At 39.4% G+C, this 25,287-nt stretch carries 23 protein-coding genes and 1 pseudogene; 7 read left to right on the top strand and 17 right to left on the bottom strand.

What is annotated here, in order from left to right:
* Window positions 1-243 precede the first annotated feature (243 nt).
* Both SB028_RS18475 and yihI read right to left on the bottom strand, forming a co-directional pair.
* On the bottom strand, window positions 244-1,692 hold the full coding sequence (locus tag SB028_RS18475; RefSeq protein WP_069369529.1) for a DUF4026 domain-containing protein: 1,449 nt from the start codon (window positions 1,690-1,692) through the stop codon (window positions 244-246).
* A gap of 231 nt (window positions 1,693-1,923) precedes the next feature.
* Window positions 1,924-2,421 carry a Der GTPase-activating protein YihI gene (gene yihI, locus SB028_RS18470; protein WP_069369530.1) on the bottom strand — a complete coding sequence of 166 codons (498 nt, stop codon included), beginning with the start codon at window positions 2,419-2,421 and terminating at the stop codon, window positions 1,924-1,926.
* Between the two features lie 187 nt (window positions 2,422-2,608).
* Between yihI and SB028_RS18465 the strand changes: the two genes are divergently transcribed.
* Together SB028_RS18465 and SB028_RS18460 are read left to right on the top strand one after the other, a co-directional pair.
* Entirely contained in the window at window positions 2,609-4,081 is a 1,473-nt protein-coding gene (locus tag SB028_RS18465; RefSeq protein WP_069369531.1) for a glycosyltransferase family 39 protein, read from the top strand.
* A gap of 2 nt (window positions 4,082-4,083) precedes the next feature.
* A complete protein-coding gene (locus SB028_RS18460; protein ID WP_069369532.1) occupies window positions 4,084-4,632 on the top strand; it encodes a GNAT family N-acetyltransferase in 549 nt (182 codons plus the stop codon).
* 49 nt (window positions 4,633-4,681) lie between these two features.
* Here SB028_RS18460 and SB028_RS18455 read toward each other — a convergent pair whose 3' ends face one another.
* The 14 genes and pseudogenes from SB028_RS18455 to greB all read right to left on the bottom strand — a co-directional run bounded on the left by SB028_RS18455 (window position 4,682) and on the right by greB (window position 16,897).
* The gene (locus SB028_RS18455) at window positions 4,682-4,993 is read right to left on the bottom strand and encodes a monooxygenase (protein WP_069369533.1); all 312 of its coding nucleotides are present in this window, start codon (window positions 4,991-4,993) and stop codon (window positions 4,682-4,684) included.
* 46 nt (window positions 4,994-5,039) lie between these two features.
* Window positions 5,040-6,392 carry an NCS2 family permease gene (locus SB028_RS18450; RefSeq protein WP_248619829.1) on the bottom strand — a complete coding sequence of 451 codons (1,353 nt, stop codon included), beginning with the start codon at window positions 6,390-6,392 and terminating at the stop codon, window positions 5,040-5,042.
* 162 nt (window positions 6,393-6,554) lie between these two features.
* Window positions 6,555-6,750 (bottom strand): annotated as a pseudogene (locus SB028_RS18445) (Txe/YoeB family addiction module toxin); the annotation flags it as partial.
* Window positions 6,751-6,806: 56 nt separating this feature from the next.
* Window positions 6,807-7,559, bottom strand: a complete 753-nt coding sequence (locus SB028_RS18440) for an amino acid ABC transporter permease (protein ID WP_069369535.1) — start codon at window positions 7,557-7,559, stop codon at window positions 6,807-6,809.
* Between the two features lies 1 nt (window position 7,560).
* Entirely contained in the window at window positions 7,561-8,298 is a 738-nt protein-coding gene (locus tag SB028_RS18435) for an amino acid ABC transporter permease (RefSeq protein WP_069369536.1), read from the bottom strand.
* Window positions 8,299-8,404: 106 nt separating this feature from the next.
* Window positions 8,405-9,244 (bottom strand): ABC transporter substrate-binding protein, encoded by an 840-nt coding sequence (locus tag SB028_RS18430; RefSeq protein ID WP_069369537.1) that lies wholly within the window; start codon window positions 9,242-9,244, stop codon window positions 8,405-8,407.
* 214 nt (window positions 9,245-9,458) lie between these two features.
* Window positions 9,459-10,193, bottom strand: a complete 735-nt coding sequence (gene phoU / locus SB028_RS18425) for a phosphate signaling complex protein PhoU (RefSeq protein WP_069369538.1) — start codon at window positions 10,191-10,193, stop codon at window positions 9,459-9,461.
* Window positions 10,194-10,207: 14 nt separating this feature from the next.
* Window positions 10,208-10,984, bottom strand: coding sequence for a phosphate ABC transporter ATP-binding protein PstB (pstB, locus tag SB028_RS18420; protein WP_006534565.1), 777 nt, complete (start codon window positions 10,982-10,984; stop codon window positions 10,208-10,210).
* Between the two features lie 29 nt (window positions 10,985-11,013).
* Complete coding sequence (gene pstA, locus SB028_RS18415; RefSeq protein ID WP_036914354.1) at window positions 11,014-11,916, bottom strand: phosphate ABC transporter permease PstA; 903 nt, start codon at window positions 11,914-11,916, stop codon at window positions 11,014-11,016.
* 1 nt (window position 11,917) lies between these two features.
* A complete protein-coding gene (gene pstC / locus SB028_RS18410) occupies window positions 11,918-12,877 on the bottom strand; it encodes a phosphate ABC transporter permease PstC (RefSeq protein WP_069369539.1) in 960 nt (319 codons plus the stop codon).
* Between the two features lie 77 nt (window positions 12,878-12,954).
* Window positions 12,955-13,995: a phosphate ABC transporter substrate-binding protein PstS gene (gene pstS, locus SB028_RS18405; protein ID WP_069369540.1), complete on the bottom strand. Its 1,041-nt coding sequence runs from the start codon at window positions 13,993-13,995 to the stop codon at window positions 12,955-12,957.
* Between the two features lie 213 nt (window positions 13,996-14,208).
* Window positions 14,209-15,549 carry a two-component system sensor histidine kinase EnvZ gene (gene envZ, locus SB028_RS18400; protein ID WP_069369541.1) on the bottom strand — a complete coding sequence of 447 codons (1,341 nt, stop codon included), beginning with the start codon at window positions 15,547-15,549 and terminating at the stop codon, window positions 14,209-14,211.
* Entirely contained in the window at window positions 15,546-16,268 is a 723-nt protein-coding gene (ompR, locus tag SB028_RS18395) for a two-component system response regulator OmpR (protein WP_069369542.1), read from the bottom strand. Before ompR ends, envZ begins: the two co-directional genes overlap by 4 nt.
* A gap of 149 nt (window positions 16,269-16,417) precedes the next feature.
* On the bottom strand, window positions 16,418-16,897 hold the full coding sequence (greB, locus tag SB028_RS18390; protein WP_069369543.1) for a transcription elongation factor GreB: 480 nt from the start codon (window positions 16,895-16,897) through the stop codon (window positions 16,418-16,420).
* Between the two features lie 181 nt (window positions 16,898-17,078).
* On the opposite strand from greB, the gene SB028_RS18385 reads away from it, so the two are divergent.
* The 5 genes from SB028_RS18385 (at window position 17,079) to hemN (ending at window position 23,842) form a co-directional block, all read left to right on the top strand.
* A complete protein-coding gene (locus SB028_RS18385; protein ID WP_069369544.1) occupies window positions 17,079-19,418 on the top strand; it encodes a Tex family protein in 2,340 nt (779 codons plus the stop codon).
* 493 nt (window positions 19,419-19,911) lie between these two features.
* On the top strand, window positions 19,912-20,586 hold the full coding sequence (locus tag SB028_RS18380) for a CsgG/HfaB family protein (protein WP_069369545.1): 675 nt from the start codon (window positions 19,912-19,914) through the stop codon (window positions 20,584-20,586).
* Window positions 20,587-20,609: 23 nt separating this feature from the next.
* On the top strand, window positions 20,610-20,963 hold the full coding sequence (locus tag SB028_RS18375; protein ID WP_069369546.1) for a DUF4810 domain-containing protein: 354 nt from the start codon (window positions 20,610-20,612) through the stop codon (window positions 20,961-20,963).
* Complete coding sequence (locus tag SB028_RS18370) at window positions 20,960-21,616, top strand: DUF799 domain-containing protein (protein ID WP_069369547.1); 657 nt, start codon at window positions 20,960-20,962, stop codon at window positions 21,614-21,616. The genes SB028_RS18375 and SB028_RS18370 overlap by 4 nt, the downstream gene beginning before the upstream one ends.
* Window positions 21,617-22,468: 852 nt before the next feature.
* A complete protein-coding gene (gene hemN / locus SB028_RS18365) occupies window positions 22,469-23,842 on the top strand; it encodes an oxygen-independent coproporphyrinogen III oxidase (RefSeq protein ID WP_069369548.1) in 1,374 nt (457 codons plus the stop codon).
* A gap of 19 nt (window positions 23,843-23,861) precedes the next feature.
* Here hemN and glnG read toward each other — a convergent pair whose 3' ends face one another.
* The gene (gene glnG, locus SB028_RS18360) at window positions 23,862-25,286 is read right to left on the bottom strand and encodes a nitrogen regulation protein NR(I) (protein ID WP_318859713.1); all 1,425 of its coding nucleotides are present in this window, start codon (window positions 25,284-25,286) and stop codon (window positions 23,862-23,864) included.
* Window position 25,287 lies beyond the last annotated feature (1 nt).

The following is a 25,287-nucleotide window of genomic DNA, read 5'->3' as shown; positions in this document are numbered from 1 at the left end:
GTCTCGGCTTATCTGCACTTGATTTAAATCAACCAGAGAAAAGATATTGAGATGAAAATAGACGGTTTGCCCTATCTGTTACTAGACAAAAACAGAATGTGAAGAACTGACATGTCAATGTAGCAACAAAATAACAATTAATTAATGATATTAACGGGCAACGGTATAAAAGTAGATTTTAAGAAGATGAAAAGCGCGAGCTTCAGGGAAAAGCTCGCGTTGTTATTGTGAAATATCCGCTAATTAGTGAGTTTGCTGGTGGCTAAAAAGTTGATAAATATTGTTAGGGGTATAACTATCATCTTCGTATGAAATGACCCAATCTGTTATTAATGCGGTGTTGATAGGATAGATTTCACCTTCTTGCATATCTTTAACATAAAATGGCACATTGAGTAATTTTGCATAAACCGTGTCCCCATCGCGAGACTGTGGTACAAACCACATATGCTCGAGCTCTTTTTCTTCCTCTTCTTCGCCATAAGGAATGCCGAATTTGATCATAAATTGCCAAGGATTTTCGGTCTCTTCGGGTTTGTCTTTTCCTAATAATTTGGAGAGAAACCCACTTTTTTTCTCAACAGGTGGTTGATTGTAGTTATCAAACATAGAAACGAAGTATTTCCAGCGTCGCTTGGCTTTTTCGGACATTTCATAGGTTTCTTCATTGCTACGCAGTAGCATCATCGCTTGCTGCTCTTCATAACCTTTAAAGAAGGTTTCTAAAACAGGGTTTTCTTCATTGGTTCTAAATAGCATAGAAGAAGGATGTTGATGATATTCATCTCGATCGGCTAAATCACCCAAGAAAACGCCATTTGGCGCGCCTTCAGTGTCATAACGCATCTCTTCTAAAGGTCTCAGATTGTCGAGAGGTGTTGATTGATTAATATGGCGAATGCCTTCTTCAAAGGGTAATGCGACAAGATATTCTAAACCTGACGATGTTTGGCCACACAGCATCGGTTCACCAAATTCGATTTGACGATGATTAATACTGTTGTTAACAAAGCAACGGAAGAGATCAGGAATACCATAGTAAGATTCAAGCATACTTGGAATAACTAAATCGACTTCTGTTAAGCCACAACGCGCTAATCCATGCGTATGGAACCAGAACATGGTTGGTGGATCATTTTCTGTGTCATAGACAGCATGAATAACATATAAGCTTTCAACTTCAGGATAGAGATCGGGGGTTTCTAATTGAAAGCGGATCCATTCTGGTGTCAAGGCTTTACCTGCCGCTGATTCATCTAATGCCAAAACCATTTCAGGAGCGATGATATTGAGAAAATTCAGTTGATGGCGGTAACTTGCTAAGGGATGCAATGCCTCCGTAAAGCGTGTTTCTAATAATAAATCTTGAGTAGTGGCATTTGCGTGCGCTAACAATTGCGGGGTCAGTTCATCTGTCGAATACATTGGGCGTATTTCATAATCTTCATCTCGAGGATAAAGACAGACAAAAAAATGCAATTCATTATCGCCATGTTGGCAACGATAGAAAAAACCATCATCAATATTTTCACTCAGATAATTGATTTCACCATCCGTATAATCCGTCTGCTCTTCTAGGCGTTGCTCAATAAGTGCATAGTTTAGTGGCTGTGCAGGAAAAGCCACTATACGAGAGGGCACTTTTTCTCCTTGCCCAGCTGCGATATCTAGGTACTGCTGTCTGTTATCCATATTTCTTATCACTCGTATATTTATATTAAAGATAGAAAAACAGGATATCAGGGATAACAAGAGAGGAATAGATGGAGTTATCTGAGCTTGAGAAGGTGATTTCATCTATTGTTAATCATTATTTTTAATGAAGGCACAATAGAGAGAGATTGTTATAAAAATAGAGGATATCAATAAGTTATTGATATCCTCTAAATGTAAGCCGATCAAGACAAATGATCCGCCTCTGGATTATTTACCTTTCAGTAATTGCATGATGTCTTCTGTTTTTTCTTCATCGTCATCATCTTCAAACTCAATACCTAGCTCAACCATTAATTCATCAATGCGATCAAGGTTTTTTTCAGTATAAGCCTGCTCTTCAGCGTTGAGTTTTTCACCGTTTTCAAGACGAGACAGTAATTCATCTAAACGTGCATCATTTTCTAACAGGTCTAACTCTTGTTCAGGCGTTAAACGAACGGGCTCTTTTTTAACGGGCGCAGGTTTTTTCTTCACCACTTTAGGAGCATCACCCACAATTAGAGGGATCGGTTTCTTGCTTCCAATACGTGGATCTTTCGGTGCCGTATTTGTGGCTTGTTGTTTATTTTCTGCTTCCTGCTGACGGTTACCAGCAGGATTGCCGCGGTGTTTCTTTTGACGTTTACGTTCACGTCCTTCCGCGTTCAGCTCTTCACGTGATTTTTTACGTGTTTTAGCTGCGGGCTTTCTTTTAATCATATTCATAATGGTAACTCGATAGTGATCTTCTTGGTTGCGCAATCTATCAGAAACAAATTTTCAATAAAAGCGCAAATTTAAGACAATTTAATTTTTGCTCACGTACAATGTGCGGTTCGTTTCACTATACTTTATTGTGTTGTGACATCAATTAACGTCCAAACTAAATTAATTAACGTAAATTATATTTATTATGACATTATCATCTGTACAATCACGTAAACCAGTATATTGGTGGGTTATTGGTTATGCGACACTTTGGATCTTAGTGAGTTATCTCTTTGACCCTACGGTACCTTATGATGCCGTTGAGGCTGTCAATTGGGGCACTAACGGAGGGTGGGGTTCTCCAAAAAATCCTTGGTTTGTGGGTTTTATAATGACACCCGCTATTTATGGCGGTATCGATTTTAGCTTTTATTGGTATTTTATCCACTTTATTGTTATTGCCATTGGATTATTAGGTGTTTGGAATTTAGCTTATAAATTGACACGTAATACTCGCCTTGCATGGTTTGCCATGTTGGGACTTAATTTATCTGGCGTCATCAATTTCGATATTATCCCTTATAACGATAACTATATTCTAGTGGGTTGTTGGGCATGGGCGTTTTATTTTTTCCTTTGTGCGATTAATGACAATCAAAAATATTGGATTGGCTTCGCGATCACGATGGGTATTGCCACAATGGGGAAATATTCATCATTAGCTTTTATTGGTTCTGTGTTTTTATCAAGCCTTTTTGTACCTAAAGTTCGAGCAAGTTATTGTTCTCCCTATTTCTATTTAGCGTTGGCGATTTGGTTTGCTTTTGTTATTCCCAATTTTATTTGGTTATGGCAAACCGATTTTGCGGCTTTTAAATGGGTCGATTCACAAATCGAAAACCGTTTTAATTTGCGTACAACTCGGGCTGCGCTGACCGTTTTTTACCCTGTGATTTTAATGTGGGGAATTTTACGTTTTTATGGTGGACGTGTAAGTTGGTCTGCATCTAAAGATAGCCAATTACTCAATTTTATTTTTCTGTTTCCCTTAGCGATTATTTTTATTTGGTTTAGTTTTCATGAAGGGGGGCGTATCAGCGAATGGTTACAACCCTTTATGTCGATTGCGACTGCGCTTTTTGTAGGCTCAATTAGTGTCATGCCTAAGCGTTCATTACGTGGTGCACTGTACGGTTTAGGTGTTTTCGGTATGTTGGTTATTTCTGGTTATACCGTCGTTCAAGCTGCTAATGTGCGTAATGCAGGTCAAAAATTTATTGGCATAAAACCTTTTGTGCAAGATGTTGAACAAGCTTGGCATCAGCATTATCACACACCACTGGCGTATGTGGGTGGCGAGTATATGCATGAATGGGTGACTTTTTATGGTAAAGATAGACCATTATCTTCACAGCCTTGGGTGTTAGAAGAGAATGTGCAGCCTCCTAATATTTATAATCGACATATTACCCTTCAACAATTAGAAGAAAAAGGTGTCGTATTCGTAAGTGAAGTAGGCTATTACTGTGAAAAAGCACATTTTGATGAAGGATTAAAGCATTGGCCGAGTTTAAAAATAGCTGATACTCAAGAGATAATGTTTCGTTCCGAACCAAATGCTATTGCAGAACCCGTTTGTATTGCTTTTGTGGCGCCAAAAACACATAAGGAAAAGTAGAGATGCGTTACGCTGATATTCAGATTGAAACGGAAAGGTTGAGATTGAGCCCTTTTGAAATGGGGGATAGTGAAGATTGGTTTAAGATCATGAATTCACCTGAAGTGACGCGCTACTGGAGCCATCTCCCTTGGCAATCACTGCAAGAAGCGCAGGAAGATATTATTCAAGATATCACGCATATGGAAAGAAAAGAGTACCTGCGTTTAGCGGTAATAGATAAAACAACAAATGCACTGATGGGCATGTGTGTTTTCTTTAATCATTACCCTAATTCACGACGTGGTGAAATCGGGTATTGCCTTGATACAGCTTATCAAGGTAAAGGCATCATGAAAGAAGCGATGATCGCATTTATTGCGTATCTTCAAACACATCTTTCTATTCGTCGTTTAGAAGCGGATATCCACCCTGAAAATAAAGCTTCAGCTGCATTATTAGCGAAATTAGGTTTTGAACAAGAAGGGTATCTAAAACAGCGTTGGATAGTCGGTCATGAGGTTTCTGATTCGATTATTTTTGGTTTGTTGTTGCCCACAAAAGTCGCGTAATTGTAGAGAATAGAAAGGCACAAGTGACATATAACACTTGTGCCTTTCGTTATTTAGCCAAAAAAGAGGCTTGATTTTTTAAGCTTAATGCCTGATTTACCGTAAAAATATCACCGCGTACTTCCGGAATTCCAAAAGATTTTAATCGAGCGCTGTGTTTATCTAAATAAGCTTGAGCGTTTTCTTCTGAATCAAACAGATAAATTCCCCCTGCCTTTTGTGTTTCTTTATTTTCAGTCCATATTTTCCAAATAAAGCCAGGCTCTTGGTTGATTGATGTAGACAATGCATCCATAGCTTGTGTCATTTCATCACCGAAAGGACCATGATAAGGGAAATCGACTTGTAGGAGTACGTGCATAATCACCTCTTTTATCTGTATCATCATGATCTTAATTTATTGAATATTAGAATAAAGAATTCAAATCAATTACATGAGTATCGATCAGTAATATTTTTAAAATAAACAGCAGTGAAACAATCACAACACACAGATTAATTTCTTTCCAGCGGAATGTGCCCACTTTCATCACGCAATAGGCAATAAAGCCTAGTGCGATACCTTCGGTAATTGAGAAGCTAAATGGCATCATTACCGCAGTGATAAAGGCAGGAACGGATTCCGTTAAATCATCCCATTTCACGCGAGTCAGGCTGGATGTCATTAATACACCAACATAAATTAATGCACCAGCGGTTGCGTAGCTTGGTACCATACCTGCAAGTGGGGATAAGAAGATAGCGAGTAGAAAAAGGACACCCACAACAACCGCTGTTAAGCCTGTACGGCCACCCACAGAAACCCCTGAAGTACTTTCGATAAAGGCTGTGACTGACGATGTTCCCATTGCAGAGCCTGCAACTGAGCTTAAACTATCGACATATAACGCTTGTTTCATGCGTGGAAATTTACCTTTGTCATCAGTTAAACCTGCTTTATCCGTCACACCAATTAAAGTGCCTGATGAGTCAAATAAGTTAACCAACATAAAGGCAAAAATAACACCAGAAAGGCTGATATCTAATGCGCCGACAATATCGACTTTACCTACCACTGTGGTAATAGAAGGTGGCATAGCAAAGATGCCTTGATATTGAACATCCCCTAAGAGGAGACCAATGACAGTAGTGATAATAATTGAGATAAGAATTGCTGCGTGAATATTACGTGCAGCAAGAATGGCGATAATAAAAAAGCCTAAGGCACCTAATAACACGTTATGAGAGGCAAAATTACCAATAGTGACGATGGTATCATTGTTAGGAATAATAATACCCGAGTTTTTTAGCCCCATCATGGCGATAAATAGCCCGATACCGCTAGTAATACCCACTCGTAAACTCAATGGGATATGGGCAATTATCCAATAACGAATACGAAAAAGAGTCAGTAAAAATAACCCCACAGCCCCCCAGAAAATCGCTCCCATAGCGACTTCCCATGAATAGCCCATTGCCCCCACAACCACAAAGGCAAAGAAAGCATTTAGGCCCATAGCTGGGGCAACTGCAATAGGTAAATTGGCCACTAATCCCATTAAAATACTGCCGAAAGCCGCAATTAAGCAGGTTGTCACGAAGACGGCTTTAATATCCATATTGGCAGCGGCGAGAATTTGAGGGTTAACGAAGATAATATAAACCATCGTTAAGAAAGTCGTGATACCCGCAATCAGTTCAGTGCGAGCGTTTGTACCGTGTTCTTGTAGCTTAAACAGGCGTTGGAGCAAACTCTGTGAACCAGAATTTGGTGATGACATGCTCATAGACAAAAGATCCCAAAAAAAATGTTTTTCGCTTTATCCTACACAAATAAAACAAGAACTGCACCTAAAAAGTAATCGATTGCGTCGGCGGATAAATCTAAAGCTTAAAAATACGTTGAGATCCTTTGAGGGTTAAATTAGATAAATGTAAGGAGGCTAATAATGGTATTGATATAATGCAATTTCCATCGCGGGATCAGTAACACGGTAGATGAGACTGATGTTCATCAGTGCTCCGTATTGACCAAAAATCGGTTAATTCATGTTTCAAGGGCTCAGGTTTGCCTATTCCGCTAAACGGTGTTCTTTTAATCTCTTTTATGAGTTCGTTAATGTGTTTAATTATTTTCTTATAGGATAGATTATAAGCATAATAAAAAGGCTAAATTGCTTTAGCCTAGTAATGTATTAACCTAAACTTTTCTCAACAAAGGGTCTCTTTTTTATCGGCAACACCATTTGCCAAAAAGGACGCTTCTCTTTTTGCGTTGAGAATAATTTAGCCACGCTATTGGCAATCATTTCTAATGAGAAACAGAGCACAAAATAGACGAAGGCCACAAATAAAAAGACTTCCATTGGATAAACCATACTGCGGTTATTGACCTGTGTCGCTAAGAATGAAAGCTCACCGACACCAACCACATAAGCTAATGAAGTATCTTTAATTAAGGCTATCCATTGATTTATAAATGAAGGCACCATCATGCGTAATGCTTGAGGTAATACGATATACCATAGTACTTGCCAGCGATTAAAGCCTAACGATAATCCTGCCTGCCATTGCCCTTTTCCTATTGCCAAAATGCCCGCTTTAACGCCATGCGCAATATAAGACGATGTAATTAAAGCCAATGCACAAATGACGGTGGTGATTTCAGGTATTTCCATTCCCAATACAACGGGCAATAAAAAATAGACCCAAAAGATCAACATAATGACGGGAATAGCGCGGAAAAAACCTAAAAAAGCAGCGAAAAGGTTAACCCAAACACCTCTGAGCATAGCCAGTGCAATGCCACCTAGTGTACCTAAAATAATAGATACAATACCCGCAATGATGCTGATAAAAAGAGTCAACGCTGCACCTTCTAAAGGCCCATCAGGATAAGCACCAAAAAGTAAGTACTGCCAGTTATCAGCAATAACAGTGAAGTCCATATTAATACCCTTGTGCTAATTTACGTTGCTGATGCCATTGTCCCCAAGCTTCCATTAATGCGATTGCCGCAATATAAAGGATGGTTGCGACCCCAAAGGCTTCAAAGGTACGTAATGATTCTGTTTCGACTTGTCTTGATGCATAAGAAAGCTCCGCAACACCTATCGCCATAGTCAGTGATGAGTTTTTTATCACATTCATGTATTGACCCAGTAACGGAGGTAGAGCGATACGAAAGGCTTGAGGTAAAATTACATAACGCATAGATTGCCATTGCGTTAAACCTAATGCCAAAGAAGCATATTTTTGCCCTTGTTTAACGCCTTGAATACCCGCTCTTAGCTCTTCAGCGATAAAAGGTGTGGAATAAAAGGTTAGACCCACAATACCCGCCAGAAATTCAAAGGAAGGCCAAGACAGTGTAAGTCCTAAAAATGAAACTTCATGAGGCGTATTTAGCCACATCATTGCGCTTTGTGGCAGTATTTCTCCTGAGGCGAAATACCAAAAAAAGAGTTGGACTAATAACGGTGTATTCCGAAATAACGATGTATAGGTTGCAGCTAACCAGCGTAATGGGGCAAAAGTGCTATCTCTTGCAGCACTAAGGGCGAAGCTCATTAATGTTGCAATGACAATAGTCCAAAAAGAGATAAGCAAGGTGATGAGAAAACCGCGCCAGAGCCAGCTTAAATAGTGTGGCTCAAGAAGGTAATGTGAAAGAAATTGCTCAAACATATATAGACCTATTGTAGACACCAAACCCCGCAGAAGCGGGGTAGGTGTTTTAATAAAGGAATAACTTTATTTTTAATAAAAGAAGAAAGTTATTACGCTTTAAGGATCAAGACTGTGGTGTTTGCTCTGATAATGGGGCAAATTTGAAATCGCCACGAGGCTGAGCTGATTTTGTTTCAGGGCCAAACCAACGGTTGTAGATCTCGTCTGCTTTGCCTTCTTTTTCCAATCTTAATAGCGTGTTATTGATTTCATTAATTAAACGTTCTTCACCTTTAGCCGCAGCGACGGCTTGGTATTCACGTGTAATGCTAAATGATGACACTTCAAAATCTGCTTTAATGGCATCAGGAAGATTTGCTAATAAACCCACTAATTTTGCATCATCTTGTGTGATGGCTTGTACGTTACCGTTACGTAATGCAGCGAATGCGAGTGGTGTATCGTCATAAGAGATCACTTTGGTGTCGGGATAGCGTTCACGTAAAGTGATTTCTTGAACAGTCCCTTTATCGGCACCAATACGCAGTGAATGAATTTGTTCTGGATGAGTTAAAACGCCTTTACGTGCAATAAATTTTTGCCCAGTTGCAAAGTAAGGAACAGAGAAGTCAACTTGCTTCGCTCGTTCATCAGTAATAGTGAAGTTAGCGGCGATTAAATCGACTTTCTTAGAACTTAAAAGTGGGATACGGTTTGCTGGGTTAGTTGGACGTAGTTCCAGTTTTACGCCTAAATCTTTGGCGATCTCATTGGCGATATCCGCATCATAACCTGCGAGTTTTTTGGTTTGAGGATCAATAAAGCCAAAAGGAGGATTGCTATCGAAAATCGCGATACGTACTACACCGGCTTTTTTTATATCATCGAGCTTATCGGCTTTTGCAATACCAGAAAATAGTACAGAGCCTGCAATTAATGCGGTTGCCAAAACACGTAATTTCATTATTCACCCCAAAGAAAAGAATTATCATCGTTATGTTGGATATCACGCTATCAAGTTGATCTAAGTTCATAAAATAATAAAAATTGATATGTATATGCTTTTAAGGAATAAGATGAGAAGAAGCGTTGAGCTATAACGGCATTCATTTATGAGAGAATAAAAAAACAGCGACATAAGTGTCGCTGTTTTGAAGAATAGAAAAAGAGGGAGAACGTTATTTAGAGGTGTTGCTGTCATCATTTTTTGTGAGCATTTTTTCAACTTGATCGCCGCCTAAGTGACGGAAATCATGACCTTTTACGTAATAGAAAATAAATTCACAAATGTTCTGGCAACGGTCGCCAATACGTTCAATTGAACGGGCACAAAATAGTGCGGTTAGCACGCTTGGGATGGTACGAGGATCTTCCATCATATAAGTCATTAATTGACGGACGATACCCTCATATTCGTTATCAATTTTAGCGTCTTCACGATAGATACGTACGGCTTCATCTAAGTCCATGCGTGCAAATGCATCAAGAACATCATGAAGCATTTGTATGGCATGTTGACCTAACGATTCTAAGCTCACGAGCAGTGGCTGATGTTGGTGTGAAAATTTTTCAAGCGCCGTTTTACAGATTTTTTCAGCGACATCACCAATACGTTCTAACTCAGCGATTGTTTTTGATATCGCCATAATTAAACGTAGGTCACTCGCTGTTGGCTGGCGTTTAGCAATAATTCGCATACACGCATCATCAATGGCAACTTCCATCATATTGACATTATGGTCACCTTGAATAACTTCATTTGCCAATGCTTGGTCTTGATTATGCATTGCCATAATGGCTTTTTTCAGTTGCTCTTCAACAAGCCCACCCATAACCATCAGCTCGGTACGGATATGCTCTAATTCAGCATTAAATTGACCAGAAATATGCTTATTGTGATTTAAATTATCCATTTATTGCCTCGTTATCAGCCATAACGCCCAGTGATGTAATCTTCAGTTTGTTTTTTCGCAGGACGCGTAAATAACGTATCCGTATCGCTAAATTCAATTAACTCGCCTAAATACATAAATGCAGTGTAATCGGAACAACGTGCCGCTTGTTGCATGTTATGTGTCACGATAACCACGGTATATTCTGATTTGAGTTCGCTGATAAGTTCTTCAATACGGCCTGTTGAGATTGGGTCAAGTGCTGAACAAGGCTCATCAAGTAATAAAACTTCAGGACGAATAGCGATACCGCGCGCGATACATAAACGCTGTTGTTGACCGCCTGATAGACTATATCCACTCTGATGTAATTTATCTTTGGTTTCGTTCCATAATGCGGCTTTAGTCAACGCCCACTGAACGCGTTCGTCCATATCCGCACGAGACAATTTTTCGAATAAACGTACACCAAAGGCGATGTTGTCATAAATAGACATTGGGAAAGGTGTTGGCTTTTGGAATACCATTCCGACTTTGGCACGTAATAGCGCAATATCTTGCTTATCTGTTAGGATATTGTTGCCATCTAGCAGGATTTCACCTTCTGCACGTTGTTCACCATAAAGCTCATACATTTTATTAAAAGTACGCAGTAAGGTCGATTTACCGCAGCCTGAAGGGCCGATAAATGCAGTCACCTTATTTTTGGCAATATCTAAAGAGATATTTTTCAGCGCATGGAATTTACCGTAGTAGAAGTTCAAATCACGAACTTGAATTTTATTTCCTGCGTTATCATTAGCCATAATCATTCAACGTCTCTCTTGCTTAACTTTCTGCGTTAACCGTGCTTGCGTTTAGCAAACAGCACGCGCGCAATAATATTGATAAATAGAACACAGAGGGTGATAAGTAATACGCCAGCCCAAGCAAGCTCTTGCCATTGTGCAAAAGGACTCATGGCGAACTTAAAGATAGTTACAGGTAAGTTAGCTATCGGTTCGTTTAAGTCTGTGCTCCAGAATTGATTTGATAGTGAAGTAAATAACAGTGGCGCAGTTTCACCTGCAATACGTGCAATCGCTAATAACACACCTGTAATAATGCCTGATACCGAGGCTTTTAAGGTGATTTTAGAGATCATTTTCCACTTTGGTGTCCCTAGTGCGTAAGCGGCTTCGCGTAAGCTATCAGGGACTAACTTCAACATATTTTCAGTAGTACGAATAACGATAGGAATTTGCAGTAACGCTAATGCGATAATTCCAGCCCATCCTGAAAAGTGCTGCATCTGTGCAACAACAATGGTGTAAACAAAGAGCCCGACAACGATTGATGGTGCTGATAGCAAAATATCGTTAATAAAACGTGTCGTTTCAGCAAGCCATGAACGGCGACCATATTCAGCAAGATAAATCCCTGCAAGAATACCTAACGGTGTTCCAATCACTGTCGCCCATAAAATCAGTAATCCACTACCGACAATGGCATTTGCCAATCCACCACCATCGGTATTCGGTGGCGGTGTCATTTCAGTAAAAAGCGCAAGTGACATACCATCAAAGCCTTTGGTGAACGTAGAGAATAAAATCCACGTTAACCAGAAAAGACCAAATGCCATAGTCGAAATGGATAAGAACAGTGCGATACGATTCTTTTGACGACGCCAAAGTTGGCGTTTATGGCGTATGCGTAATTCGCTTTCAGTCTGAACTTGTAATGAAGAAGAGGATGTTTTGGACATATCAGCGCGCGCCTTCATTTTTTGATAAACGTAATGTCATAAACTTCGAAATCGCAAGAACGATAAAGGTGATGACAAACAGGATAAGCCCTAATTCCATTAATGCGGCCGTGTGTAATCCTGTTTCTGCTTCAGCAAATTCGTTTGCTAATGCAGACGTGATACTGTTACCCGGCATAAACAGCGAGATAGAATCTAACTGGTAGGTATTACCGATGATAAAGGTTACTGCCATCGTTTCACCTAAGGCACGACCTAATCCCAACATAATACCGCCGATAACGCCATTACGGGTATAAGGTAGAACGATATTCCAAATCACTTCCCATGTTGTACAACCAATGCCGTAAGCAGACTCTTTCATCATGACCGGTGTTTGTTCAAACACATCACGCATAACAGAAGCGATATAAGGAATGATCATGATCGCGAGGATAACGCCCGCAGCTAAAATACCAATACCAAAAGCAGGACCGGAAAACAGTTCGCCAACGATAGGAATGGAAGAAAGTACATTACCAACGGGCTCTTGGAAGTAGGTTGCAAAGAGTGGTGCGAAGACAAATAGTCCCCACATGCCGTAAACAATACTTGGAATAGCCGCGAGTAACTCAATCGCGATACCTAACGGACGTTTTAACCAATTAGGGGCTAATTCCGTTAAGAAAAGCGCGATACCAAAACTGACAGGAACGGCAATAATTAGTGCGATGACAGAGGTAACGATGGTGCCGTAAATAGGTACTAGTGCACCAAATTCCTGAGCAGGAGGATCCCACTCTTTTGACCATAAGAATGAAAGACCAAATTGTTGAATGCTTGGCCATGAGGCGAAAATCAGTGAAACAATGATACCTGTTAAAAGCAAAAGTGTAACCAACGCAGCTAGGCGAACCAGTGCGCTGAAAATAACGTCCCCTCGTTTACTAGGGGCCTTTATTACCGTTGTATGCTCGGCCATAAAGCCTCTTTTAATTTATTACCCCCTGTTTAGCAGGGGGTGAACGTTAACTTATCTCTTAATGATTACCAATTTTATTAGTAAATCGGTTTACCATTACTGTCTTTAATACTGGTTTTCCATGCAGCACGAATTTGTTCTACAACTTCTGTGGGTAATACGGCGTAATCTAGATTTTTCGCTTCTTGATTACCTTTGTCGTAAGCCCAGTTGAAGAAATTCAGTACTTCTTTACCTTTTTCTGCATTCTGCTGCTTCTGATGCACTAAGATAAAGGTGGTTGATGTAATCGGCCATGCATTTTCACCTTTCTGATTAGTCAGATCTTGTGCAAAGCTTTTGCTCCAATCAATTTTTCTTGCAGCAGCACTGAAACTGTCTGCTGTCGGAGCGATAACTTCGCCATCAGCGGTGACTAATTTAGTGTAAGCAAGATTGTTTTGTTTCGCGTAAGCATATTCAACATAACCAATTGAACCGGGTACACGTTGAACGAATGCAGCGATACCATCATTCCCTTTTCCACCTAAGCCTGTCGGCCATTTAACGGTAGAGCCAGCGCCGACTTCATCTTTCCAGACGTTATTGACTTTTGATAAGTAGCTAGTGAAAACGAAAGATGTTCCTGAACCATCAGCACGACGAATAACCGCGATATTTTGATCCGGTAATTTTACGCCAGGATTGAGTTTAGCAATGGCAGGGTCATTCCATTTTTGGATTTTGCCTAAATAGATATTACCGATAGTTTCGCCATCTAAGGTCAGTTCACCTGATTTGATACCAGGAATATTGACTGCCATAACAACGCCACCAATCACGGTAGGGAATTGGAATAAACCGTCAGCTTGTAATTTATCATCTGCTAATGGCGCATCAGAAGCACCAAAATCAACCGTATTTGCAATGATTTGCTTAACACCACCAGAGGATCCAATGCCTTGATAGTTAATTTTGTTACCCGTTTCTTTCTGATAGGAATCTGCCCATTTAGCATAAACTGGGGCAGGGAACGTTGCGCCAGCACCAGTCAGCGAGGTCGTTGCCTGTGCAGAAAGAGCGGTCATTGAAAACGCAGCGGCAATGACACTAGTCAGGGTGGTACGCATCAGTTTCATAATCCCTCCTGTGGGATAGGTAGAATAAATTTCGACATCTATCAACTTCGGTTACGGTACGCACAGACAATAGGTCAGTTTGATGACAATTAAATGTCTTAATTGTGACAGTTTTATGACAAAGCGAAAAAATGATGAAATATTTATAGGGGGAGAAAAACAGAATGGAAATGGCGTAATAAAAAGCCGGTCTAAGACTTGAAATCGAGTGGACTAATCATCCTCATCTTCACGTTCTTTTAATGGGAAGTTGGCACGAATTAATAATCCGCCTTTAACGCTATCATCAAGCTCAACATAACCACCATGAGCATCCATAATACGGCGAATGATGGACAATCCTAAACCTGCACCCGTTGAGCTACGTGCTTGCTCACCTTGAACAAAAGGTTGAAAAAGTCGTTGTCTATCTTCTTGTGGAATACCCGGGCCGTCATCTTCAACTTGGAACCACGCATATTCTTCATTTTTGCCACTTGAAATGCTTATCCAGCCATTGCCATAGCGAGTGGCATTCACAACCATATTGGCAAGTGCCCGTTTTACTGCAATAGGATTAGCGGTGATATTGATAGGTTCAGGATGAAGATGTTCTTCACTGATTTTTCCTGAATTAGATTCAGCTGAAATGACTTCTTGTAATAGATTATTCATATCACACAGTTCTAAAGACATCTCTTTACCTGTGCGCATATAGTCTAAGAACTGCCCAATGATGGCATCACAATCTTCGATATCTTTATTGATAGAGTCTGCAAGGTAACTATCTTCGGGGCTCATCATTTCCGTTGCCAAACGAATTCGAGTTAATGGTGTACGCAAATCATGGCTAACACCTGCCATAACAAGCGTTCTATCATTATCTAATGAGCGAATTCCTGACGACATTTGGTTAAAGGCACGAATAATTGATCGCATTTCAGAAGAGCCAGATTCAGGGATTGGAGGGGGAATAACCCCTTTCCCGATACGACGTGCGGCATACTCTACTTCATTGAGTGGGCGATTTTGAAAACGGCTATAAAGCCAGAAAAAAGCGACAACGATAATAATAAAAATAATCGCTTGGCGATAAACAGGCAGTAAGTAGTTTTGCCCTAATTCCGTCAGTGGGACTCGGATCCAAAGAGAAGGAGAGATATGTGTATTGACCCATAAGACAGGATATTCCAACGTATTCTCGATCCAAATTTCGGTTTCCCCTTCGAGATACTCAGTCATCTGTTCACTGAGTTCATCATTCATTTTTGCCCAATAGAGTCCTGCCTCAAGTGCGGCTTCCTTATCAAAGAAAGAGATACCCAATTCGTTATAGATTTTATTGCGTAATGCAGGGGAAATTTTTAGCGGAGTGCCATCGACTAGGATCAATTCTTCAGGCATTAATGTGCGTATTTCATACGCTAATACTTTATTAAATTGCTGCAGGCTTGGTCCAACAATAAGGTGCTGTACAACGATATAACTGGCTATCAAGCTAAAAAAAAGTAGCGAGATAACCAGAAATAACGAGCGTGTCAGTTTATTGTGAGGGGAAAGCCTCAGTCTTCTCATTGAGCACTGGTTCCATCAGGAACAAAGACGTAACCCAGTCCCCAAACCGTTTGAATGTAACGAGGGTGCGTAGGATCTTCTTCAATCATGCGGCGTAAACGAGAAATTTGAACGTCAATTGAGCGCTCCATTGCGCTGTATTCACGACCACGAGCAAGACTCATTAACTTATCACGAGAAAGCGGTTCACGAGGGTGTGATACCAGTACTTTCAATACAGCAAATTCACCACTTGTCAGAGGCATATGCTCTTCTTCGTGGAACATTTCTCGTGTACCAAGGTTTAACTTGAACTTACCAAAAGAGATAACGGCGTTATCTTGTGAAGGCGCACCTGGTAATTCGTTTGCTTGGCGGCGGAGAACTGCGCGAATACGTGCGAGTAGTTCTCTTGGATTAAAGGGTTTTGAGATGTAATCATCAGCACCAATTTCAAGTCCAACAATTCTATCAACCTCTTCCCCTTTCGCAGTAACCATAATAATAGGGATAGGGTTGTTTTGGCTTCTTAAGCGGCGGCAAATAGAGAGACCATCTTCACCAGGAAGCATTAAATCGAGCACAATAAGATGGATAGATTCGCGAGTGAGCAGACGATCCATCTGATCGGCGTTTGCGGCAGTACGGATTTGAAAACCCTGCTCTGTCAAATAGCGCTCTAAGAGTGAACGCAGACGTAAATCATCATCCACGATTAGCACTTTATAACTTTCTTGCATTTTTTAAGCTCCTGAAGTGCAAATGCTTTTGTTAGCGAATTCTATCATCGATAAGAATATTAAACCAAAACCAAAGAATAAATGTTAATAATTTATAGGTAAAACTTGTTCATTGGCTCAGCTAAAGTGAATAAAACTATTGATTTATCTTATTCCGAATTGTATTTGATAGATAATACGCAGTAATTAACTTCACCACCGGGTGTTTGCACACTAATTTCATCATCAACTTGCTTACCAATAAGCGCTCTGGCAACAGGGGAATCAATAGAAATCCACTGTTTTGCTGGATCAAATTCATCGGGACCCACAAGCCTAAAGGTTTTGATATTTTCGTTATCATCTTCAAGCGTGACCCAAGCACCAAAATAGACTTTTCCTTCTTGGCGAGGATCTGGGTCAACGATTTTGAGTTCATCAAGACGTTTTGATAAAAAACGAACACGTCTATCAATTTCACGTAATCGCTTCTTTCCATAAATATATTCAGCATTTTCTGAACGGTCACCTTGTGCCGCCGCTTCTGAAACTGATTGTGTGACACGCGGGCGCTCTTCTTTCCAAAGATATTTTAGCTCTTTGTCTAAGGCATACCAGCCATCACGGGTAATATAGTTACTTTTTGCCATTACGAATAAAAACTATCATCAACATTGAATTTCATAAAGGTACTATAGCGTGAATGTTAAAATAATCTGTTAATTTCCTCATAATTGTCGAGCTAGATAGGAAATTTGCCAAATTTTTTTAGTGCTCTGCGTGTATAATAGCCATCTTTTTTAACTATTCCTCTCGGTAGGTAAATATATTATGAATGAATCATTAAGCCGAATTATTGCAGATGAGCTCTCTGTTAAGCCCCAGCAAGTCCTTTCGGCCATAACGTTACTGGATGAAGGGAATACGGTGCCATTTGTTGCCCGTTATCGAAAAGAGGTCACCGGCGGATTAGATGATACGCAATTACGTCAATTAGAAACCCGCCTCGGTTACCTACGGGAACTCAACGATCGCCGCCAAACAATTTTAAAATCAATTGAAGAACAAGGAAAACTGACACCAGAATTGCACTCTTCAATTAATGCAACTCAAAGTAAAACAGAGCTTGAAGATCTCTATCTTCCTTATAAGCCTAAGCGCCGTACTCGTGGCCAAATTGCGATTGAAAATGGATTAGAACCTTTAGCGGATTTACTGTGGAATGAACCACAACATAATCCAGAAGACGCGGCAACTGCTTATATCAACACCGAAAAGGGTGTTGATGATACAAAAGCCGCTTTAGATGGTGCGCGTTATATTTTAATGGAGCGTTTTTCAGAGGATGCTGGATTATTGGCGAAAGTTCGTCAATATCTATGGAAAAATGCACATCTTGTCGCCAAAGTGATTGAAGGTAAAGAAGCAGAAGGGGCGAAGTTTAGTGATTATTTTGATCACCATGAGCCTATCGCTAACGTTCCTTCCCACCGCGCATTAGCTATGTTTCGTGGTCGAAACGAAGGGATCCTTCAATTATCACTTAATCCAGATCCGCAATTTGAAGAAGCACCTAAAGAGAGCTACGGTGAACAACTGGTTACTGAGCATTTAGGGTTACGTTTAAATAATCAACCCGCAGATAGCTGGCGTAAAGCCGTTGTAAGTTGGACTTGGCGCATAAAAGTTTTAATGCATATTGAAACTGAGTTGATGAGCCAATTACGGGAGAAAGCGGAAGAAGAAGCGATTAATGTTTTTGCCCGCAACCTTAATGATTTATTGATGGCAGCGCCTGCTGGCATGCGTGCCACAATGGGACTTGATCCGGGTTTACGTACGGGGGTTAAAGTTGCGGTTGTTGATAGCACGGGTAAATTAATCGCCACAGATACCATTTATCCACATACAGGACAAGCAGATAAAGCGGCGGCAAGTGTTGCTGCGTTATGTATTAAGCATAATGTTGAATTGGTCGCGATTGGTAATGGTACGGCTTCTCGTGAAACGGAACGCTTTTTTGCTGAAACAGTAAAACGTTATCCAGAAGTGAAAGCGCAAAAAGTGATTGTCAGTGAAGCTGGTGCATCCGTGTATTCAGCGTCAGAGCTTGCAGCTAATGAATTCCCCGATTTAGATGTTTCTATCCGTGGTGCGGTTTCTATTGCGCGTCGCTTACAAGATCCTCTGGCTGAACTTGTCAAAATTGATCCCAAATCAATTGGTGTTGGTCAATATCAGCACGACGTTAGCCAAACATTATTAGCGAGAAAACTTGATACTGTTGTTGAAGACTGTGTGAATGGCGTTGGTGTTGATTTAAATACAGCATCAGTACCGTTATTAACCCGTGTTGCGGGGCTTAGCCAATCTATTGCTCAAAATATCATTAGCTGGCGTGATGAAAATGGCCGTTTTGTTGATAGAAAACAGTTACTTAAAGTGGCGCGTTTAGGACCAAAAGCTTTTGAACAATGTGCTGGGTTCTTACGTATTCGAGATGGTAAAAACCCACTTGATGCCTCAACGGTTCACCCTGAAGCATATCCAATTGTTGAAAATATCCTGCAATCTACCCATCAAAAAATTGATGATTTAATGGGTAATAGCACGTTGATTTCACAAGTAGATGCAAGAGCATTTATTACGGAGCAGTTTGGTCTACCAACGATTAATGACATCTTAAAAGAGTTAGCAAAACCGGGACGCGATCCACGCCCAGAGTTTAAAACAGCGACGTTTGCAGAAGGTGTCGAAACGATGAATGACTTAGTTAGTGGCATGATCCTTGAAGGAACAGTGACTAACGTGACTAATTTTGGTGCATTCGTTGATATCGGTGTACACCAAGATGGCTTGGTTCATATCTCTTCTTTAGCGGATAGATTTATTGAAGATCCACATACGGTGGTGAAAACCGGAGATATTGTTAAAGTCAAAGTTCTTGAAGTTGATTTAGCGCGTAAGCGTATTGCGCTGACTATGCGCTTAGATGAAGTGGCGGGTGATAGTGATAAAAAACAATCATCATCTAATAACACAAATTCTATTAGAAATAGCAAAGGGCAAAAACCCACTCGTAATAACCGTCAGTCAATGAATAATGGTAATAATGCAGGAAATAGTGCAATGGGTGATGCTTTAGCCGCCGCATTTGGAAAAAAACGCTAATCACGCATTTATTACTCTTGCATAAGTGAGTAAAAGGACAAAATAATGAGCGCGATATAACCCATGTTGGTTATATCGCGTTTTTGTTACACATTATTTTATTACACGTTATTTAGAGGTTTTCTTTAGATAAGAATATTTATAAGAACTAATTAAATAGTAAAGTAATATAAATCTGCTTCCGTTCTCTTATCGATTTAATTTTGAACTGACTTAAGGGATATTAGAGAAAGAATAGATAAAGTATTCTCTGTTTTATCTGTATATTTATTTGTTATTATTTTTATCACCTATCTTCTATTCTCCCCATCGCTGATTGCCTTTATATTATCAAATAAGAGTTGAGACTTTTTTAACCTTATTATTATTAGGGTTTTAAGGAAGATGCCTACGCGCTAAAACTGAAAAGTATTATTTCTGTTTATATCAGCTCTTCTATTAATTAATACAATGAATATCTATGGGTTTATTTCACCTTTATTAGGTTATTAATATGAATTTAAATAAATTATCGTTTGGTTTGATTATGATTTCTGCTTCATTACTAGCAGGATGTGCATCAGAATCTTCACGCTCTTTAGATGTTGCTAAAGTTGCAACCTATAACACAACGTATACAGGTACTAAGAGCGCTATTTCTATTGGTAAGTTTGATAACCGTTCTAGTTATATGAATGGAATATTCTCTGATGGCGTGGATAGATTAGGAAATCAATCTAAAACTATTTTAATGACGCATTTGCAACAAACAGGGCGTTTTAATGTATTAGACAGAGCCAATTTATCTGAATTAAAAGAAGAAGCGGGTATTAAAGGGCAAAGCCAACAATTGAAAGGCGCTACTTATGTGATCACAGGCGATGTGACAGAATTTGGTCGTAAAGAAGTCGGTGATCGTCAATTATTCGGTATTTTAGGTCGCGGTAAAACACAAGTTGCTTACGCAAAAGTGAATTTAAACGTTGTGAATGTGAATACATCAGAAGTGGTATTTTCATCTCAAGGAGCGGGTGAATACGAGCTTTCTAACCGTGAAATTATTGGGTTTGGTGGTACAGCCAGCTATGACTCAACACTTAACGGTAAAGTCCTTGATCTCGCGATCCGTGAAGCCGTTAATAACTTAGTCGCAGGTATTGAGAGTAATGCTTGGCAGCCTTCAAAATAATCTATATTTATAAGGATATAACGATGTCTAAATCATTAATAAGCCTTATTTTTGGGGCATTATTACTGACGGGCTGCGCTAGTGGCTCTAAACCACTTTATAACTGGGACAGTTATCAACAAGTGGTATATCAGCACTATCAACAAAGTGAAAGTGATCCTCAAGCACAAATTGATGCATTGAAGAAAAGTATTGAGCTTTCTCGTGCTAAATCATTAGGTATTCCACCAGGATTACATGCGCATTTAGGGATGTTATATAGTGCGACGGGGGCATTAGATCTAGCGATGGCCGAATTTAATGAAGAAAAAGTACTTTACCCTGAATCAGCGGAATTTATGGATCGCCTGATGAAAAATAAAGGAATACAAAAATGAGCCGCTTATTCACTTTAATTTGCTTGGCTTTTGCGTTGGTATTAACGGGATGTGCTCAGCCAGTTAAAACAGATTACACTGCATTTAAACAGAGTAAGCCAAAAAGCATTTTAGTCTTAGTACCTCAAAACCACACAACGGAAGTCGGAGCGGAGCACAGTTTCTTATCTCAAGTGACATACCCTTTGGCAGAAGCGGGATATTATGTTTTCCCTGTTGCTGTTGTTGAAGAGACATTTAAGCAAAATGGTTTATCCATGGCTGGAGATATTCATGCAGTAAGTCCTAATAAACTACGTGAAATCTTTGGTGCTGATGCTGTTTTATACTTAGATATCATAGAATTTGGAACGTCATATAAAATTATTTCTAGTGATACGCGAGTGACTGTTACTGCAAAGCTTGTTGATCTTCGTCATGGTGGCGTGTTGTGGAGTGGTTCTGCAACGGCATCAAGTACAGAAACTGAAGGTTCGTCAGGTAGTTTAATCGGAATATTGGTTTCGGCTGTTGTGAATCAAATTGTGAATACGGTATCAGATAAAAGCTACCAAATCGCGGGCATAACAAGTGTACGTTTGCTTTCAGCCGGAAATGCAAACGGTATTCTATATGGTCCCCGTTCTCCAAGTTATGGTAAAGATGCTGAATAAGCAACTACAATAAAATAAGTATTATAACGATAAGGCTCTGTTTGATGAATTTAAAATAAGCAGAGCCTTATTTTATTCAAGGATAATCATTATTCTTATTTGATGTTGCGTAATACTACCTATATTTATCACAGAATAAGTATGAAATAGAGAGTAAATAAAAAAGAGGCATTGTTATTGAAAAGATAAACCATCCTTGGTTGCTGGTCCGTTTCCCTCCGTGGTTAATAATCCATAATTCGGGTATATAAAAGAGACTGACCAAATAAGAGAAACGTCAATTAGAATAAGATAAGGTATGGGGGGATGCTATCTTTCCTTGTAATATAGCGACCTTTATTCTTTAAATAGTCCTCAAATTTAAGTCAAAACACGACTTAGTTGGATATTAATCAATGTTTGTTCTTAGGATATGTAATATTATAATTTAGGTAAAGATATAATTGTTACTATTATTATAATCATCAAATTAAGAGGGAATAAAAGAATAATAAAACTAATATAACGATATATTTAATTAATTTAAATCGTATTTTGAGTAATATATCGTTTTAAACTCGGTGTAAATTTTTTCTTCTGATATTCCACGATGAATTAAAACTACTAACATATTGAATAAACGTAATTTATTTACAGATATCTTTAATGGATAAGATTATTTTTACATAATGTGATTTACATCACGTCGTATATTGGCGTGTTATCGCCTATCAATATGAGGGTAAGGATTTATACGATACCTCTTTCGATCATATTCAGTTCCCGATTTATTGGTTACACTATTCTTTCAGATATTCATAATGTCTGTTTGCTGGTATGAATATCAGCGGTTCACTTTTGGAAGGTAGAGGCATGTCAGAACAAACAATTATTTGGGATCTTGACCTGATCCATAAGTATAACTATTCAGGTCCTCGCTATACATCATACCCAACAGCATTAGAGTTTAATCAGCAATATGGCGATGATGATTTTATTAAAGCAACGCAACGTTATCTTGAGCGCCCTTTATCGCTTTATATTCATATTCCTTTCTGCCATAAGCTGTGCTATTTCTGCGGCTGTAATAAAATTATTACACGTCATAAACATAAGGCAGACGAATATCTTGATGTTTTAGAAAAAGAAATTATTAATAGAGCGCGCTATTTTAAAGACAGAAAAGTGACTCAAATGCATTGGGGGGGAGGGACACCGACTTTTCTGGATAAACAACAAATTAGCCGATTAGTTTCACTATTACGTCAGCATTTTCATTTTGTTGATAATGCAGAACTCTCTATTGAAATTGATCCTCGTGAAATTGAGCTAGATGTTATTGATCATCTACGTCATGAAGGATTTAATCGCTTGAGTATGGGAGTGCAAGATTTCAATAAAGAAGTGCAACAAAAAGTCAATCGTGAGCAAGATGAAGCGTTTATTTTTGCATTGGTAGAGCGTGCGCGTGAGGTAGGTTTTCACTCCACCAGCATTGACTTGATTTATGGTTTACCTAAGCAAACTAAAGCGAGTTTTGCCTTCACACTACAACGTGTTATTGAGTTATCACCAGATAGATTGAGTGTTTTCAATTATGCACATTTACCTAATTTATTCGCGGCTCAGCGTAAAATCAAAGATGAAGATCTTCCTTTAGCAGAGGAAAAATTAGAAATATTACAAGAGACAATTTCTACGCTGACAACAAATGGCTATCAATTTATTGGTATGGATCACTTTGCTAAACCTGATGATGAGTTAGCGGTTGCTCAGCGTAAAGGTATTTTACATCGTAATTTCCAAGGCTATACCACCCACGAAGATTGTGATTTGTTAGGTATGGGCGTTTCTGCAATAAGTATGTTAGGTGATAACTATGCGCAAAATGAAAAAGTATTGAAAGAGTACTATGCGCGAGTCAATAGTGAAGGAAATGCACTCTGGCGAGGTTTATCTCTGACTCATGATGATTGTATCCGCCGTGATGTGATTAAAACCTTAATTTGTAATTTTAGCCTGCGTTTTTCTGATATTGAAAAAATGCACCATATTGTCTTCCATGACTATTTTAAAGAAGATCTAGAATTACTTGTGCCAATGAAGGATGACGGTTTGGTTGAAATAACAATAGACGGTATCCAAGTTACGCCACAAGGACGTTTGCTTATTCGTAATATCTGTATGTGTTTTGATACCTATTTACGAAACCAAATGCGCCAACGTCAATTCTCGCGTGTGATTTAATTGATTAAGGGTTAGAGGATCAATATTCCTCTATCCCTAATTCTTTTAATTTACGGGTTAGTGTATTTCTGCCCCAACCTAATAATCTTGCTGCCTCTTGTTTATGCCCTTGTGTATATGCCAAAGCACTAAGTAATAGTGTACGTTCAAATTGAGGTAGCGCATCTGTTAAGATGTTTTCTTTTCCTTCCCCTAATGCTTCATTTGCCCATAATGAAAGATGTTGTGACCAATGTTGAGATGAAGCTATTCGACTGATATTTTTAGTTTTTTTATCAGGTTGACGAATTTCTTGTGGTAAATCTTGAGGCATAATCTCTTGGCTTGCCGTCATGACCGTTAACCAGCGGCATACATTCTCTAATTGTCTAACGTTACCTGACCAGTTGTATTCCATCATGATTTGCAAACTTTGTTGATGAAGAACTTTGGCTTCAACACCCAATTCTTTTGCTGTTTTTTGTAGAAAATAGCGCGCTAAGTTGGGAATATCTTCGGTTCTATCGCGCAGTGGTGGTAACTGAATGCGTATGACATTGAGTCGATGATAGAGATCTTCACGAAAATCACCGGCTTGAACTCGTTTTTCTAAATCTTGATGTGTCGCGGCAATAATACGTACATCGACTTTTACAGGGGCATAACCGCCTACTCGATAAAATTGTCCTTCAGCAAGGACTCGCAGTAAACGTGTTTGAATATCAAGGGGCATATCGCCGATTTCATCAAGAAATAGTGAACCACCATTCGCTTGTTCAAATCGACCTTGGCGTACTTGTGAGGCACCTGTAAATGCGCCTTTTTCATGACCAAACAGCTCTGATTCAATCAAGTCCTTAGGGATTGCCGCCATATTTAGCGCAATAAAAGGAGAAGAAGCTCTTGGACTGTGGCGATGTAATGCATGTGCGACTAACTCTTTTCCTGTGCCCGATTCCCCATTAATGAGGACACTAATTGAAGAGCGAGAAAGTCGACCAATAATACGGTAAACCTCTTGCATTGCTGGTGCTTCACCAATCATATCTGTCACTGATTGTAGTGAGGTTTCATCGGTATTCGGTTGTTTTTGTTCGCGATAATGCGTTATGGCGCGATTAATTAATGCCAGTGTTTCGTCGATATCGAACGGCTTTGGTAAGTAATCAAAAGCGCCTTGTTGATAGGCATTAACGGCAGCATCAAGATCAGAATGTGCCGTCATAATAATAACGGGCAAGGTAGGATATTGTTCTTTAATTATTTTTAAAAGAGATAAGCCATCAATATCAGGCATACGAATGTCTGATAACAACACATCAGGTATTTCTGTATTGAGCGCATTAAGCACATCATTCGCATGTTCAAAGGTTTTACAAGACATACCTTCACGAGAAATGGCACGCTCAAGTACCCAGCGAATAGCGCTGTCATCATCAACAACCCATACATTTCCTTTTTGCATT

Source organism: Proteus vulgaris (assembly GCF_033708015.1).
In the GTDB taxonomy this organism is placed as follows: Bacteria; Pseudomonadota; Gammaproteobacteria; order Enterobacterales; family Enterobacteriaceae; genus Proteus.
This window is presented reverse-complemented; position numbering and strand designations above follow the sequence as displayed.